The sequence below is a fragment of the Pantoea septica genome (assembly GCF_002095575.1).
In the GTDB taxonomy this organism is placed as follows: Bacteria; Pseudomonadota; Gammaproteobacteria; order Enterobacterales; family Enterobacteriaceae; genus Pantoea; species Pantoea septica.
Genome location: NZ_MLJJ01000004.1, coordinates 50,295 through 65,732, shown reverse-complemented (window position 1 = coordinate 65,732; position 15,438 = coordinate 50,295). Strand labels below are relative to the sequence as shown.

The following is a 15,438-nucleotide window of genomic DNA, read 5'->3' as shown; positions in this document are numbered from 1 at the left end:
GACGACGCACGATAAAGGCAGGCAGAACGGCTGCCATTCAGGGAACGCAGCGGCTATGTTTTGCGGTAGCGCGGAAGCGAGCGAACAGAACGCAAGCGGTGACTAACAGGCAAAAAAAACCCACGCATCCGCGTGGGTTGGTGCAATAAACAGGGTGGATTATCCTTGCGGATGCCGCTGCCTGGAGCAGCGCGTTTTCGCACCTATCAATACCTCTGGGACTGCTATCCTCGCACTCTACGGCAGGACAAAACAGCGCGAAAACGCAACGGAATTCGGGCAAATGAAACCAGGTATGAATAAGTTCCATACCCGGTTACATACTGATTTTACTAGGATTTATCCGAAGGCTTATTGTAGATAGCATCCGGCGCGATATTCATATGCTTTAGCACCGGCCCCATAATGTTGCCGAAAATCGGCGCGGCAACCGAGCCGCCGAAGTGATCGCCCGCGGTAGGATGGTTGATCATCACCACCAGCGCCACCTCTGGATGGCTGGCGGGCGCCACGCCGGCGGTGTAGTTGATATAGCCGCCGTCATATTTGCCGCTGTCGCCCATTTTCTCCGCGGTACCGGTTTTGGTCGCCAGACGGTAGCCCGGCACCGCCGCTTTGATACCGGTGCCGCCTGGCAGCACGTCGCTCTCCAGCATGTGCACCACCTCCTTCACCGTTTCCGGATTCGCCACCTGCTTGCCGAGCACCGGCGGCGTCACGCGGGTAATCGACAGCGGACGGTAAACGCCGAACGCGCCCAGCGTGGCATATTCGCGTGCAATCTGCAGCGGCGTCACGCGCAGGCCATAGCCGAAGGAGAAAGTGGCGCGCTCGATATCGGCCCAGCGCTGACGGTGCGCCGGGAAATAGCCGACGCTCTCGCCGGTCAGTCCCAGCCCTGTCGGTTTGCCCAGGCCGAACGCCTGGTAGGTGTTGACCAGCGCCTCGGCAGGCATCGCCAGCGCGATATGGGAGACGCCGATGTCGCTCGATTTTTGCAAAATGCCCGTCATGGTCAGGCGCGGCCAGTGGCCGACGTCGCGGATCAGGTGGCCGTTTACCCGATAGGGCGTGGTGTCGATCACTGAATCGGGGCGCACCAGATGGCGCTCCAGCCCTTCCATCACCACCAGCGGTTTCACCGTCGAACCCGGCTCGTAGCTGTCGTTGATCGCCGCGTTGCGCATCTGCGCCGGGGTGGCGCCGTCATAGTTGTTAGGGTTAAACGACGGGTAAGAGGCCATCCCGAGAATTTCGCCGGTGTCGATCTTCACCAGCACCGCCGCGCCGGAGTCCGCCTTGTTGAGCAGCACGCCGTCGCGCAGCTTGCTGTAGAGCGTGTACTGATCGAACTTGTCGATGCTGAGCTGCACCGTTGGCGGCTGCGTCGGCGGGGTATAGCTCAGCATGGAGATAATGTGGCCTGCGGCGTCCTGGCGATAAACCTCTTTGCCCGGCACGCCCTGCAAAATCTTGTCGTAGCCCTTTTCCAGGCCGTTCAGACCGCTATTGTCTGCGCCGACGATGCCGATCAGCGGCGCCGCCGCCTCGCTCATCGGGTAAAAGCGGCTATCGTCATAGACTTCGCTGATGCCTTTCAGATGCAGTTCGGCGATATCTTTGGCGATGCCAAGCTCGATCTTGCGCCCCAGATAGAGAAAGCGGCGTTTCGGATTGGCGGTGATCTGCGCGGCGATCTGCTCGGGCCGCATATTCAGCGCCGAAGCCAGGTAGGCCCACTTAGCGCTGAGGAAGTCGGGATTCGCCTCCAGCACGCGCATCGGATCGGCAATAACGTCGCGCGACGGCACCGAGAGCGCCAGCGCTTCGCCGTTGCGATCTAGCAGGGTGCCGCGGTTGGTCGGCAGCGTAACGGTGCGCAGCGAGCGCTGATCCGCCTCATGCTCCAGCATCGGCTGATTGAGGAACTGCAGATCGGCGATGCGCGCCATCAATATCACCATGCAGGCCAGCACGCCAAGGCAAATCAGGCGAAAACGAAACGGGTTAAACGGGGCTTTGATCTGGTCTTTTCCCAGTAGTTTTTTTATCCGGGGCATAGCAATCCGCTGCAAAGAAAAGTAAAAAAATATCCACGCGAGCAGTTATAAAGAAAGCACTACGCTGTTAACAGAAAAACTGTGTATCAGTTCGTAATCGGCGCGCCAGGCAAAAAAAAACCTGCGCATCTGCGCAGGTCGGTGTAATCAAGAAAACTATTGATGTTCACCCATCAATACCTCTGGGACCCTGACTGTAGCAAGGCCGCGAGACGGGCTGCCATCACTCAAACGCAACAGTGTCCGGCAAAATGTAACCAGCCATGTGTTTGTTAGGCGATTTTGCAAACCGCATGTTTTTTGATGTCCACCAGGCAGCTCATGGCGTTGGGCCCCTGCGTCAGCGACGAGGTACCGATATCCAGCGTCAGAACGTTGGGGTTGCCCGCACGGTCATACGGCTGCCACTCCGCGCCGAAGCCGGGATCGAACCAGGCGCCGGTAGCCACGATGACCACGCCCGGCGTCAGCCCGTCGGTAAGGCGAGCGCCCGCCAGCATCGCGCCGCGCGCGTTACGCACCTCGATTACCTCGCCGTCGACAATGCCGCGCGCCGCGGCGTCCTGCGGATGCAGATAGAGCGTTTCATGGCCGGCAGTTTTGTTGCCCTGCACCGTCGGCGTGGCGTCAAGCTGGCTGTGCAGCCGATCTGACGGCTGGATAGAGATCATATGCAGCGGGAACTGCTCGCTCAGCGCCGCCCCCAGCCACTCCTGAGGTTCGCGCCACTCCGGATGACCGGCGAAATCGGCCAGCTCATAGTCGGCGATGGTCTGGCTGAAGAGTTCAATCTTGCCGCTGGCGGTTTTGATCGGGTGACGCACGGGATCGGCGCGGAAATCCTCCATAAAGATGTAGGGCTTGCCGCCTTCCGGGATCTCCACGAAACCGCGCGACCAGAACTCGGCGAACTCCGGAAAATCGATACCCTTGCGCGCATGCGCCGTCGCGCACTGCTGATAAAGGTGTTCGATCCACTGACCTTCGTCGCGCCCCTCGGTGAACTGCTGGCGATAGCCAAGGCGTTCGGCCAGATCGGCGAAAATATCGAAGTCGTTGCGCGCCTGATGCTGCGGCTTAATCGCCTGATGCATCGCCAGCACAAAACGGTCGCGCGAGGAGCCGCCGATATCGTTGCGCTCCAGCGTGGTGGTGGCAGGCAGGACGATATCCGCCATCTGCGCCGCCGGCGTCCAGACGATATCCTGCACCACTACGGTGTCCGGCTTCTGCCAGCCCTCGACCAGGCGGTTAAGCTGCTGATGATGGTGGAAAGGATTGCCGCCCGCCCAGTGCACCAGATGAATGTCGGGATAGGTCAGCGTCTCGCCCTGGAACGCGTAAGGCTGGCCGGGATTGAGCAGCATATCGCTGATGCGCGCCACCGGAATCGACAATCCGGAGGGATTGGGGCCGGTAGCCATCAGCGGCGCCGGGCCGTCCTGACGCGGGTTGCCGACGCTGTTCATCGAGCCGTGGCCGAACGAGAAGCCCGCGCCCGGCAGGCCGGGCTGGCCGAGCATCGACGAGAGCGCGATCATCATCCAGTAAGGCTGTTCGCCGCGATGGGCGCGCTGCACCGAGTAGGAGCAGGTCATAAAGCTGCGCTTGCCGATCAGCTGTTCAGCCAGGCGGACGATGCGCTCCGGCGGGATGCCGGTGATGCGGCTCGCCCAGCCGGCGGTTTTGGCGACGCCGTCGCTTTCGCCCAGCAGGTAGGCGCGCAGCTGGGGCCAGCCGGTGCAGTGGCTGGCGAGAAACGCCTCGTCCACCGCGTTGCGCTGGGCGATTTCGTAGCCGAGCGCCAGCATCAGCGCCACGTCGGTATTAGGGCGAATCGGGATCCAGTCGGCGTTAACCCATGCCGGGCAGTCGTCGCGCATCGGACTGATATTAATCACCGGGGTGCCTTTGGCCGTCAGCTGCTCCAGCGCCGGTTTCAGACTGTGCTGGCCTGCGCCGCCCGACGCCACCTGGGCGTTTTTCAGCGCCAGCCCGCCGAAGGCGACGAAGATCTCCGCATGCTCCACCACCTGCGGCCAGTCGGTGACGCGGCCGGTCAGCGGCATATAGGTGCCGATCACATAAGGGAGGAAGAACTGCGCCGCGCCCCAGCTGTAGTTGCCCTGCTGATCGACGCCGCCGCCGCCCTGAAAATAGAAGCGGCGCACCAGGGTGCGCGCGTGGTTGACGCGGCCCGCCGACGACCAGCCGTAAGAACCGTTGAAAATGCCGGAGGCGCCGTAGCGTTCGCGGATGCGGCGGTTTTCATCCGCCACCAGATCCAGCGCGGTTTCCCAGTCCACGGCGACGAAATCTTCACGGCCGCGCAGCGTGCGGTCGCTCTTTTCGCGCGATTTCAGCCAGGAGCGGCGCACCATCGGCTGCCGAATGCGTTTATCGGAATAGACCAGCTCGGGAATGGTGTTCAGCATCGGCGACGGATCGGCGTCGGCGAAGAACGGCTCGCAGCCGATCAGACGATCGTTTTCTGTCACGGCGCTGAACGCGCCCCAGTGCGCCAGATGTGGCACTCGCTTTTTCATGGTTTCTTTTACGGCAGGTAAGGGAAAAATGCAGGATACCACGCGACCCCGCGCCGGGTTAAGCCTGGAGTTTTACCCCTTTTTGCGACGGCGCAGACATTCTGTCGGCTTGATACAGGCCGCCTTTTCCGTAACACTGCTGCCATGTGTAAACGTTTTCCCTAAAACAGGTCGAGGCATGGCTACGATTAAGGATGTTGCCAGACTGGCGGGTGTTTCCGTCGCGACGGTGTCCCGTGTGATTAATAATTCGCCTAAAGCCAGCGAAAGCTCGCGCCAGGCCGTCAGCCAGGCGATGGAGGAGCTGCAGTATCATCCTAACGCCAACGCGCGCGCCCTCGCGCAGCAGTCGACCGAAACCTTAGGACTGGTGGTCGGCGACGTATCGGATCCTTTTTTCGGCGCCATGGTTAAGGCGGTTGATGAGATCGCCGGACAGACCGGCAACTTTTTGCTGATTGGTAACGGTTACCACAATGAGCAAAAAGAGCGGCAGGCGATTGAGCAGCTGATGCGCCACCGCTGCGCTGCGCTGGTGGTGCATGCGAAGAAAATCCCTGACGCCGAGCTGGAGCTGTTGATGAAACAGATGCCGGGCATGGTGCTGCTAAACCGGCTGCTGAAAGGGTTCGAACAGCGCTGCATAGCGCTCGACGACCGCTATGGCGCCTGGCTGGCGACGCGCCATCTTATCCAGCAGGGGCATCAGAATATCGCCTTTATCTGCTCGACCCACCCGATTTCCGACTCCGAAGATCGCCTGCAGGGCTACTACGACGCGCTGAAAGAGCATGGCCTGCCCGCCAACGATCGGCTGGTGACCTTTGGCGAACCGGATGAAGTGGGCGGCGAGCAGGCGATGACCGAACTGCTGGGACGCGGCCGCAGCTTTACTGCCGTGGCCTGCTATAACGATTCGATGGCGGCCGGCGCGCTGGCGGTGCTGAGCGATAACGGCGTGCGCGTGCCGGAAGAGATGTCGCTGATCGGCTTCGATGACGTGCTGGTGTCGCGCTATGTGCGTCCGCGCCTGACCACGGTGCGCTATCCCATCGTCACTATGGCGCAGCAGGCGGCGGAGCTGGCGTTAGCCCTAGCCCATGCGCAGCCCCTGCCGGAGGTGACGAATATGTTCAGCCCGACGCTGGTGCGGCGCCATTCGGTGAGCGGGCCAGGTTAAAGCTCGCGCCGGTAGAGCCTGACCTTTTTATCGGGATAGTCCAGCGCCTCGCCCGCTGGCGTCCAGCCGCAGCGTTCGTAATAGCCGCCGAAGGTCGACCAGAGCCACAGGCTGCGGTGGCCGCGCTGCCGCGCATAGTCGATCACATGCTGCTGCAGCGCCGCGCTCAGGCCGGTGCCGCGCGCGCTTTCATCGACGTAGAGCGCGGCGAGCCAGGGAAAGAGATCCTGGCGGCTAATCAGATCGCAGCGCCAGAAGCCCACTGTGCCCACCGCCCTGCCCGCGTCGTCGACCGCGACGAAAGTGACGGGAAACGCTGCCCCATGCAGCGAGCTCTCCACCACGCTGGCCATAAAGTCGCGCCCGTTTTCCGCGTCAAAGGCGCGCCACAGCCAGTCGGTCACCTGCCCGGCAAACTGCGGCGCGTCGCACAGAGAGAGGATCTTCATCGCGCGCCTTAGCCCAGCTCAAGCGCCAGCAGTTCCTGAATGGTTTGCGCCCGGCGAATTTCACGCGGTTCACCCTGCTCGAACAGCACTTCCGGGATCAGCGGACGGCTGTTGTAGTTAGAGGACATTGAGGCGCCGTAGGCGCCGGTATCGTGAAATACCAGATAGTCGCCCACCTGCGCCGCCGGCAGCGCGCGCGTTTCTACTTTGCCGCCTTCCAGCTGGGTAAAGACATCGCCCGACTCGCACAGCGGCCCGGCGACCACGGTATCGCGCTGGGTTTGCTGGTCGATGGCGCGACCGTCGCCCGGCAGCAGCGAGATATGGTGATAGCTGCCGTACATCGACGGACGCATCAGATCGCTAAAGCCCGCATCCACCAGCACGAAGTGGCGGCTGCCCATCGCTTTCACCGCGCGCACCTGCGACACCAGCACGCCCGCCTCGGCGACCAGGAAACGGCCCGGCTCGATCTCCAGCTTGACTGCGTGACCGAGGTGAGCGGCGATACGCTGGCGCGCCGCGTCCCATAAACCGAAATAGTGCGCGGTGTCGATCGCCTCTTCGCCGAAGCGGTAAGGAACAGAGAGCCCGCCGCCCGCCGAAATCGCCTCAAGATCGTGGCCGAGCGCGATCACCTGCTCCACCATCGCGTCGCACACCTGCTGCAGGTGGCCGTAATCGACGCCGGAGCCGATATGCATATGCAGCCCGATCAGGCGCAGCCCGTAGGTTTTAATCGCCGCCAGCGCCTGCGGCAGTTCGCTGTGCCAGATGCCATGCTTGCTGTTTTCGCCGCCGGTATTGGTTTTCTGGCTGTGGCCGTGGCCGAAACCGGGATTGATGCGCAGCCATACCGCGTGGCCTGGCGAAACCTGGCCCAGCTGGTGCAGCATATCCACCGAGCCGGCGTTCACCGGCACCTTGAGTTCGGCAATGCGCGCCAGCGTCGGCCGGTCGAATACGTCGGCGGTAAATACGATATCCTCGCCGCCCGGCTGAAAGCCCGCCGCCAGCGCGCGTTCGATTTCGCCAGGCGACACGGAGTCGACTTTGACGCCCGCCGCGCGCATCAGACGCAAAATATGAATGTTTGAGCAGGCTTTCTGCGCAAAGCGCACCACGTCGAAGGCGCGCAGCTGTTCGATGCGCTGCTGGATGATCTGGGCGTCATAGGCCCAGAACGGGCCGCTGTACTGCTGCGCCAGCGGCAGCAGCTGCGCGGCGTTAAGCGCGGTGGTATGGTCGGTTAAGGCGCGTGGCATAAGCATTCTCCTGTGAGTTGCCCCTATTAGGCCAGACGCGTGCCATGCTGAAAAATATCTGTTTTAATAGCTTCTATGCAAAATGGATATGGCAGCAAATGGCGAAAATCAACTGGCGACATATTGAGATTTTTCACGCGGTGATGACCAGCGGCAATCTGACACAGGCCGCCGCGCTGTTAAACACCTCGCAGCCCACCGTCAGCCGCGAACTGGCGCGGCTGGAAAAGCAGCTCGGCCTGCGCCTCTTCGCACGCGTGCGCGGTCGGCTGCAGCCCACGGTGCAGGGCCTGCGGCTGTTTGAAGAGGTGCAGCGCTCCTGGTACGGGCTGGATCGCATTATAGAAGCCGCCGACGGGCTGCGTCAGTTCCGTCAGGGCGAGCTGTCGGTCGCCTGCCTGCCGGTCTTTTCGCAGTCGCTGCTGCCGCCGCTGGTGCAGCCCTTTATGCAGCGCTATCCCGACGTCAGCCTGAATATTATTCCGCAGGAGTCGCCGCTGCTGGAGGAGTGGCTGTCGGCGCAGCGCTACGATCTGGGCCTGACCGAAACCCAGCATGCGCCCGCCGGCACCGAGCGGCTGCCGCTGCTGACCTGCGACGAGGTCTGCGTGCTGCCGCAGGATCATCCGCTTTGCGCGCGCGCGGTGCTGACGCCGCGGGATTTCGCCGGAGAGAACTACGTCAGCCTGTCGCGCGCCGACAGCTATCGTCAGCTGCTGGATACGCTGTTTCATGAGCAGGGCGTGGAGCGCAGGCTGGCGCTGGAGACGCACAGCGCGGCGTCGGTGTGCGCCATGGTGCGTGCGGGCGTGGGGATTTCAGTGGTGAATCCGCTGACGGCGCTCGACTATGCCGACAGCGGCGTGGTTATGCGCCGCTTCAGCGTCGCGGTGCCCTTTACCGTGAGCCTGGTGCGGCCGCTGCACCGCCCCGCGTCGGCGCTGGTAGCTGCCTTTGTCGACCACCTGCAGGCGCAGGTGGCCGATTTTCCTCAGCGCATCGCCGAACGGCTGGCTTAAGCGCGCACTGCGGCGGCGTTGCCGCCCGATTTACGGAAGGTGATCAGGCAGATAATCAGGCCAATAGCGGCCAGCGCGGCGGCGGCCACCGGCACGGCGGTCAGGCCGTAGCCTCGACCGATCACCGCGCCGCCGACCCATGCGCCCAGCGCGTTGCCGACGTTAAAGGCGGAGATATTCAGCGTCGAGACCAGATTCGGCGCCTCTTTGCCGTGGCGCACCACGTTGATCTGCAGGCCCGGCACGGTGGCGAACGTCGCCATCGCCCACAGGAACAGCGTCACCTCCGCCAGCCACAGCGCATGGCTGGTCCAGCTAAACAGCAGCGAGAAGATGGCGATCAGCGAGAAGCTTAAAATCAGGCTGAAAGAGACTTTCCAGTCCGCCAGCTTGCCGCCGAGAATATTGCCGACGGTCAGACCGGCGCCGATCAGAAACAGCGTCCAGCTGACGCCGCGCGCGCTGATGCCGGTCACCTGCAGCAGCAGCGGCGCGATATAGCTGAACAGCGCAAACATCGCCGCGGCGAAGAAAACGGTCATCAGCAGCGAAAGCCACAGTTTGCCGTTGGCCAGCGCGCTGATTTCGCTCGCCAGATGCACCGGCTTCTCTTCTTTATTCGTAGGCAGGCTGACGATCAGCGCGATAAAGGCGAGTACGCCGATAATGGCGACGCCCCAGAAGGTGGCGCGCCAGCCGAACAGCTGACCAAACCAGGTGCCGAGCGGCACGCCCAGCACGTTCGCCAGCGTCAGGCCGGTGAACATCAGCGCCACCGCCGACGCCTGACGGCTCGGGGCCACCAGGCTCGACGCCACCACCGCGCCGATGCCGAAGAAGGCGCCGTGACAGAGCGCGGTTATCACGCGAGCCATCATTAGCAGGTTATAGGTGTAGGCGAGCGCGCAGAGCACGTTGCCGATAATGAAAATGCTCATCAGCAGGATAAGCGTCTTTTTACGCGGCAGCTTTGCGGTTAACAGCGCCATAATCGGCGCGCCGATGGCGACGCCCAGCGCATAGCCGCTTATCAGCCAGCCCGCTGACGGGATCGAGACCTGCAGATCGCCCGCCACGTCGGGCAGCAGGCCCATGATGACGAACTCGGTGGTTCCAATCGCAAACGCACTCAGCGCCAGCGCCAGTAAAGCAACAGGCATAACACACTCTCCCAATCGATATGCAGGTGAACGCCGCAGCGGACGCCGGGCGCGGACGGTTATAAAAATTTGAACTTCGTCACGGCGAGTATTAAATCATAGCCGTCAGCCTGCATACACCCTGCGGGCGGCAAGGATCTTTTGCCGCAGATGCAACAATGGCGCGCCGTACGCGTGATGGAATCTTAACAATCCCCTCCCTTTTCACGCGCTACGCTTGACGGTAAGCGTCAGGCGCGTGGCGCGAAGGGGGGCTTTGCGTGTAGATTCAATCAGGTAAAGGAATAGCGCGCGCTGCCGATACCCCAGTTGCCCTATCCGGTAATGTGAAGCCATTCTTATGCGGGGAGAGACTATGCAGCGGCTAATCGCCCTGACGGCGCTCTGTCTCAGCGGCTGCTCCGTCGGCCACTACGAGTACAGCAGCGAAGCGCAAAAGCGCGTCGATATGACCTATACCGGAATTCCTACCGCGCTCGGTCTGGGGACGCTGGGCACCACGATTCCGCTGACGGCGGAGTACAGCCTGACCGCCGCGCACGTCGCCAAATTTTCGCTCTATCGCGTTAAGGCCTGGCATCCAGAGTGCGATATTGCCGTGGTGTACCACAAGAATGCCGAAGCGAATTTGCCGCCGCGTTTTCGCAACAGCCACATCGGCGACAAGGTGAATCTTTACGGCTATAGCTTTATTAGCGCGATGCCGGTCAGCTCCAGCGGCGAGAATCTGATTAATACTTCGCTGGCGAACAGCTGGAACAAGGCGCAGTGCGTGGTGGTGGCGGCCAGTGCGGGCGTGGTGAAAGGCATGTCGGGCGGCGCGGTTTATAACGCGTCGGACGATACCCTGGCGGGCGTGATTGTCGGCTACAGCAGCCGCATTGATGATAACCGGAGCGGGAAGACGCTCTATCGCGACGTCGCGCTCTACGTGCCCTATGCGCGTTTTGAGGCCTGGCTGAACGGCGTAGTGAAGTCTTAAAGAAAAGGCCGGGAAAGCGGCCTTAGTGGCTGTTAGCCTGGTGCTGACGCGGCTGGCAGGGCCAGATCGCAAAGACGCAAAAAGCGGCATCCCTGCCAGCTCGGCCCGCGTAATTACGCACCTCATCCTTGAGGTGCGCCCGTAAACGGGCCAACGCGCCGCGTTGTTCAAAAACGCTCCCGGCGTTTTTGTCCATGGCGCGGGACGCTTTGCTCCTCTGCCCCTGCCAGCCGCGTTTTAAGCTTATGCGCCGTCTGGAAGGATCAGAAGGTTCGCGTGCTTTTACTTCGCGGTCGGACGCAGCGCCGGGAACAGGATCACGTCGCGGATGGTATGGCTGTTGGTGAACAGCATCACCATGCGGTCGATGCCGATGCCCAGACCCGCCGTCGGCGGCAGACCGTGCTCCAGCGCCGTCACGTAATCTTCGTCGTAGAACATCGCTTCGTCGTCGCCTGCGTCTTTGGCGTTGACCTGCTGCTGGAAACGCTCCGCCTGGTCTTCCGCGTCGTTCAGCTCGGAGAAACCGTTGCCGATTTCGCGGCCGCCGATAAAGAACTCAAAGCGATCGGTGATTTCCGGATTCTCGTCGTTGCGGCGCGCCAGCGGCGACACTTCCGCCGGGTACTCGGTGATAAAGGTCGGCTGGATCAGATGCGCTTCCGCCGTCTCTTCGAAAATCTCCGTGACTACGCGGCCCAGACCCCAGCTCTTCTCGACCTTGATGCCGATAGCATTGGCGATCGCCACCGCCTTATCGAAATCATCCAGGTCGGCCAGATCGGTTTCCGGACGGTACTTTTTGATCGCTTCGCGCATGGTCAGCTGCTCAAACGGCTTGCCGAAATCGAACTCCTGGTCGCCGTAAGGCACTTTCGTGGTGCCGAGAACCTCCTGCGCCAGGGTGCGGAACAGGCTTTCGGTGAGCTCGATCAGGTCTTTATAGTCCGCATAGGCCATATAGAGTTCCATCATGGTGAACTCAGGGTTATGGCGCGGCGAGATGCCTTCGTTACGGAAGTTGCGGTTGATTTCGAACACGCGATCGAAGCCGCCGACCACCAGACGCTTCAGGTAGAGCTCCGGCGCGATACGCAGATACATATCGATATCGAGCGCGTTGTGATGGGTGATAAAGGGACGCGCGGAGGCGCCGCCCGGGATCACCTGCATCATCGGCGTTTCGACTTCCATAAAGTCGCGGCCGACCATGAACTGACGGATGCCGGCCATGATCTGCGAACGAATTTTAAAGGTGTTGCGTGACTCGTCGTTAGCGATAAGGTCCAGATAACGCTGACGGTAGCGGGTTTCCTGATCGGCCAGGCCGTGGAATTTGTCCGGCAGCGGACGCAGCGCTTTGGTCAGCAGGCGCAGCTCGTGACAGTGGATCGACAGCTCGCCGGTTTTGGTTTTGAACAGCTTACCGCGCGCACCAAGGATATCGCCGAGATCCCACTTTTTGAACTGCTCGTTATAAAGGCCTTCCGCCAGATCGTCGCGCGCAACGTAGAGCTGAATGCGGCCGCCCACGTCCTGCAGCGTGACGAACGACGCCTTGCCCATAATGCGGCGGGTCATCATACGACCAGCAACGCTGACCTCCACGCCTAAATCTTCCAGCTCTTCGTTGCTCTTCTCGTCATACTGCGCGTGCAGCGCATCCGAGGTGGTGTCGCGGCGGAAATCGTTAGGAAACGCCACGTCGTTTTCACGCAGCGCGCTGAGTTTTTCGCGACGCGTTTTCAGTTCGTTATTTAACTCAAGGGCGGCATCAGCGCTCTGCGGTTGTTGTTCAGACATGTCGGTTCCTTATAGCCCGGCTTTTAAACTTGCTTCGATAAAACGGTCGAGATCGCCATCCAGCACCGCCTGGGTGTTGCGGGTTTCAACGCCGGTGCGCAGATCTTTGATGCGGGAGTCGTCCAGCACATAGGAGCGGATCTGGCTGCCCCAGCCGATGTCGGACTTGTTATCCTCCAGCGCCTGCTTCTCAGCATTTTTCTTTTGCATCTCAAGCTCGTACAGCTTCGCCTTCATCTGTTTCATCGCCTGGTCTTTGTTTTTATGCTGAGAGCGGTCGTTCTGACACTGCGTCACCGTGCCGGTGGGAATATGGGTGATACGCACCGCCGATTCCGTACGGTTAACGTGCTGACCGCCCGCGCCCGACGCGCGGTAGACGTCAATGCGCAGATCCGCAGGATTGATGTCGATATCGATATCGTCATCCACTTCCGGATAAATAAACGCAGAGCTGAATGAGGTGTGGCGGCGGCCGCCGGAGTCAAACGGACTCTTACGCACCAGGCGATGCACGCCGGTTTCGGTACGCAGCCAGCCAAAGGCGTAGTCGCCTGAGACGCGAATGGTAACGGACTTGATGCCGGCCACTTCGCCTTCTGACTCTTCGATGATTTCGGTCTTAAAGCCTTTGGATTCGGCCCAGCGCAGATACATACGCATCAGCATGCTGGCCCAGTCCTGCGCTTCGGTGCCGCCAGAACCGGCCTGCAGATCGATATAGCAGTCGGCGCTGTCATACTCGCCAGAGAACATGCGGCGGAATTCCAGCTCGCCCAGCTTGCTCTCCAGCTGATCGAGCTCAGCGACCGCTTCGTCGAATGTCTCTTCGTCTTCTGCTTCTACTGCCAGCTCAAGCAGACCCTGCACATCTTCCAGGCCCTGCGACATCTGATCCAGCGTCTGCACGATCGCTTCCAGCGACGAGCGCTCTTTGCCCAGCGCCTGGGCGCGTTCAGGCTCGTTCCAGACGTCTGGCTGCTCCAGTTCGGCGTTTACTTCTTCGAGGCGTTCTTTCCTGGCATCGTAGTCAAAGATACCCCCTAAGAACGGCGCTGCGCTCGGTGAGGTCCTGGATGCGGTTTTTAACCGGATTAATTTCAAACATGGCTTCGGGTCTTTTCGCTGAATGTCGGGATGGAAACCCCGCAGTCTAACTGAAATAGCCGTGAGATTGTAGGGTTTCAGTCGCGCGCCGGCGGCGGCGGATCGGCAGCAGATCCGCCGCTAAGGCCCGTTAACTCAGCGGCCAGAGGTGATCGATAATCAGCTGCACCGAGCGATTGCCGCGGTATTCGTTGATATCGAGCTTAAAGGCCAGCTCGACCTGACGCACGCTGTTGTCGGGCCACAGGGTGGTGTCGACGTTAAAGGCGATGCCGTCGATCAGCGGGCCGCCGCCGAGCGGCTCCAGCATCACTTTCAGATGCCGCTCGCCCACCAGCCGCTGCTGCAGCAGCTTGAACTTGCCGTCGAAAGCGGGCTCGGGAAACGCCTGTCCCCAGGGGCCCGCTTCGCGCAGCAGTTCGGCGGTCTGCAAACTGAACTCGCCCGGCTGCAGCGCGCCGTCTGACCAAATAACGCTCTGCAGCGACTCCTCGCTCAGCCACTCGCCCAGCAGGTCGGCGAAGCGCTGGCGAAACGCCTCAAACTGCGTCTCTTCCAGCGACAGGCCCGCCGCCATGGCGTGCCCGCCGAACTTCAGCATCATGCCGGGATAGAGCGTATCGAGCCGCTCCAGCGCGTCGCGCAGGTGCAGACCGGGAATCGACCGTCCAGAGCCTTTTAGCGTGCCGTCGCCCGCAGGCGCGAACGCGATAACCGGGCGATAAAAGCGCTCTTTCAGCCGCGAGGCGAGAATGCCTACCACGCCCTGATGCCACTCGGGATGGTAAAAAGCCAGCCCCAGCGGCAAATCGGTCTGCTTGCGCTCCAGCTCCATGCAGAGCGCCAGCGCCTCGCTCTGCATGCCCTGCTCAATCTCTTTGCGCGTCTGATTGAGGGCATCGAGTTCGTTGGCCAGCATGCGCGCCTGGGTAATGTCGTCGGTAAGCAGCAGCGCGACGCCGACCGACATATCGTCGAGCCGTCCCGCCGCATTAAGGCGCGGACCGAGGGCGAAGCCGAGATCGCTCGCGACCAGCTGGCGCGCGTCGCGATTGGCGATCTCCAGCAGCGCGCGAATGCCGGGACGGCATTTTCCGGCGCGAATGCGGCTCAGCCCCTGCCATACCAGGATGCGGTTATTGACGTCGAGCGGCACCACGTCGGCGACGGTGCCGAGCGCCACCAGATCCAGCAGCTCCGCCAGATTCGGCTCCGCGCGCGTGGCGCCGAACCAGCCCAGCTTACGCAGATGCGCGCGCAGCGCCATCATCAGGTAGAAGGCGACGCCGACGCCTGCCAGGGCGCGCGACGGGAATTCGCAGTCGCGCAGATTGGGGTTCACTATCGCTTCTGCCTCAGGCAGGGTGTCGCCAGGCAGATGGTGATCGGTGACCAGCACCGGAATGCCGTGCTGATGGGCGCAGGCGACGCCGCTATGGGACGAGATGCCGTTATCCACCGTCAGGATCAGCTGCGCGCCGCGCGCGCGCGCCTGCTCCACCACTTCCGGGCTCAGGCCGTAGCCGTCGTCGAAGCGGTTAGGCACCAGATATTGCACGTTGTGGCCGCCCATGCTGCGCAGCGCCAGCACCGTCAGCGCGGTGCTGGTGGCGCCGTCGGCGTCGAAATCGCCCACCACCATAATGCGGCGTCCGTCGAGCAGCGCCTGATGCAGCAGCTCGACCGCGGCATCCAGCCCGTTGAGCGAGGAGAACGGCAGCAAATGCTTCGCGCCGCGCTCCAGCTCGGCCGCGCTGCGCACGCCGCGCTGCAGATAAAGGCGTTTAAGCAGCGGCGGGAGATCTGCCGGGAGCTGGTCCTCGACGCCGATCTCGCGCCGCCGCAGTTCTACTGTTTTGATCACGGC

11 protein-coding genes are annotated in these 15,438 nt (G+C 61.8%); 3 read left to right on the top strand and 8 right to left on the bottom strand.

Features of this window, described 5'->3' with window-relative positions:
- Positions 1 to 332 precede the first annotated feature (332 nt).
- Together HA46_RS03175 and HA46_RS03170 are read right to left on the bottom strand one after the other, a co-directional pair.
- The gene (locus HA46_RS03175) at positions 333 to 2,060 is read right to left on the bottom strand and encodes a penicillin-binding transpeptidase domain-containing protein (protein ID WP_033792088.1); all 1,728 of its coding nucleotides are present in this window, start codon (positions 2,058 to 2,060) and stop codon (positions 333 to 335) included.
- A gap of 272 nt (positions 2,061 to 2,332) precedes the next feature.
- Positions 2,333 to 4,606, bottom strand: a complete 2,274-nt coding sequence (locus HA46_RS03170; RefSeq protein WP_084882143.1) for a molybdopterin guanine dinucleotide-containing S/N-oxide reductase — start codon at positions 4,604 to 4,606, stop codon at positions 2,333 to 2,335.
- Between the two features lie 178 nt (positions 4,607 to 4,784).
- Between HA46_RS03170 and galR the strand changes: the two genes are divergently transcribed.
- A complete protein-coding gene (gene galR, locus HA46_RS03165; RefSeq protein WP_033752146.1) occupies positions 4,785 to 5,786 on the top strand; it encodes an HTH-type transcriptional regulator GalR in 1,002 nt (333 codons plus the stop codon).
- Here the strand turns inward: galR and HA46_RS03160 are convergent.
- Positions 5,783 to 6,235 (bottom strand): GNAT family N-acetyltransferase, encoded by a 453-nt coding sequence (locus HA46_RS03160; RefSeq protein WP_084882142.1) that lies wholly within the window; start codon positions 6,233 to 6,235, stop codon positions 5,783 to 5,785. The genes galR and HA46_RS03160 overlap by 4 nt on opposite strands.
- An 8-nt stretch (positions 6,236 to 6,243) precedes the next feature.
- On the bottom strand, positions 6,244 to 7,500 hold the full coding sequence (gene lysA / locus HA46_RS03155; RefSeq protein ID WP_084882141.1) for a diaminopimelate decarboxylase: 1,257 nt from the start codon (positions 7,498 to 7,500) through the stop codon (positions 6,244 to 6,246).
- 98 nt (positions 7,501 to 7,598) lie between these two features.
- Between lysA and HA46_RS03150 the strand changes: the two genes are divergently transcribed.
- Positions 7,599 to 8,519, top strand: coding sequence for a LysR family transcriptional regulator (locus HA46_RS03150; RefSeq protein WP_084882202.1), 921 nt, complete (start codon positions 7,599 to 7,601; stop codon positions 8,517 to 8,519).
- Here the strand turns inward: HA46_RS03150 and HA46_RS03145 are convergent.
- Positions 8,516 to 9,679, bottom strand: coding sequence for an MFS transporter (locus tag HA46_RS03145; RefSeq protein ID WP_084882140.1), 1,164 nt, complete (start codon positions 9,677 to 9,679; stop codon positions 8,516 to 8,518). The two genes, HA46_RS03150 and HA46_RS03145, sit on opposite strands and share 4 nt — an antisense overlap.
- A gap of 355 nt (positions 9,680 to 10,034) precedes the next feature.
- Here HA46_RS03145 and HA46_RS03140 point away from each other — a divergent pair, with 355 nt between their 5' ends.
- Positions 10,035 to 10,661 carry a hypothetical protein gene (locus HA46_RS03140; protein WP_033792093.1) on the top strand — a complete coding sequence of 209 codons (627 nt, stop codon included), beginning with the start codon at positions 10,035 to 10,037 and terminating at the stop codon, positions 10,659 to 10,661.
- Between the two features lie 282 nt (positions 10,662 to 10,943).
- Here HA46_RS03140 and lysS read toward each other — a convergent pair whose 3' ends face one another.
- The 3 genes from lysS to recJ all read right to left on the bottom strand — a co-directional run bounded on the left by lysS (position 10,944) and on the right by recJ (position 15,435).
- The gene (lysS, locus tag HA46_RS03135) at positions 10,944 to 12,464 is read right to left on the bottom strand and encodes a lysine--tRNA ligase (RefSeq protein WP_084882139.1); all 1,521 of its coding nucleotides are present in this window, start codon (positions 12,462 to 12,464) and stop codon (positions 10,944 to 10,946) included.
- Between the two features lie 9 nt (positions 12,465 to 12,473).
- A protein-coding gene (prfB, locus tag HA46_RS03130) for a peptide chain release factor 2 (protein ID WP_143807576.1) occupies positions 12,474 to 13,572 on the bottom strand; the annotation gives its coding sequence in 2 pieces (ribosomal slippage) (positions 12,474 to 13,496 and positions 13,498 to 13,572; 1,098 coding nt in all).
- A gap of 129 nt (positions 13,573 to 13,701) precedes the next feature.
- Complete coding sequence (recJ, locus tag HA46_RS03125) at positions 13,702 to 15,435, bottom strand: single-stranded-DNA-specific exonuclease RecJ (protein ID WP_033752545.1); 1,734 nt, start codon at positions 15,433 to 15,435, stop codon at positions 13,702 to 13,704.
- Between the last annotated feature and the right edge of the window lie 3 nt (positions 15,436 to 15,438).

Bases quoted from the DNA above. Each gene is read 5' to 3' on its own strand.
- HA46_RS03145 (WP_084882140.1), bottom strand. From the start codon at position 9,679: ATGCCTGTTGCTTTACTGGCGCTGGCGCTGAGTGCGTTTGCGATTGGA.
- HA46_RS03175 (WP_033792088.1), bottom strand. From the start codon at position 2,060: ATGCCCCGGATAAAAAAACTACTGGGAAAAGACCAGATCAAAGCCCCG.
- galR (WP_033752146.1), top strand. From the start codon at position 4,785: ATGGCTACGATTAAGGATGTTGCCAGACTGGCGGGTGTTTCCGTCGCG.
- lysA (WP_084882141.1), bottom strand. From the start codon at position 7,500: ATGCCACGCGCCTTAACCGACCATACCACCGCGCTTAACGCCGCGCAG.
- HA46_RS03150 (WP_084882202.1), top strand. From the start codon at position 7,599: ATGGCGAAAATCAACTGGCGACATATTGAGATTTTTCACGCGGTGATG.
- HA46_RS03160 (WP_084882142.1), bottom strand. From the start codon at position 6,235: ATGAAGATCCTCTCTCTGTGCGACGCGCCGCAGTTTGCCGGGCAGGTG.
- HA46_RS03140 (WP_033792093.1), top strand. From the start codon at position 10,035: ATGCAGCGGCTAATCGCCCTGACGGCGCTCTGTCTCAGCGGCTGCTCC.
- HA46_RS03170 (WP_084882143.1), bottom strand. From the start codon at position 4,606: ATGAAAAAGCGAGTGCCACATCTGGCGCACTGGGGCGCGTTCAGCGCC.
- lysS (WP_084882139.1), bottom strand. From the start codon at position 12,464: ATGTCTGAACAACAACCGCAGAGCGCTGATGCCGCCCTTGAGTTAAAT.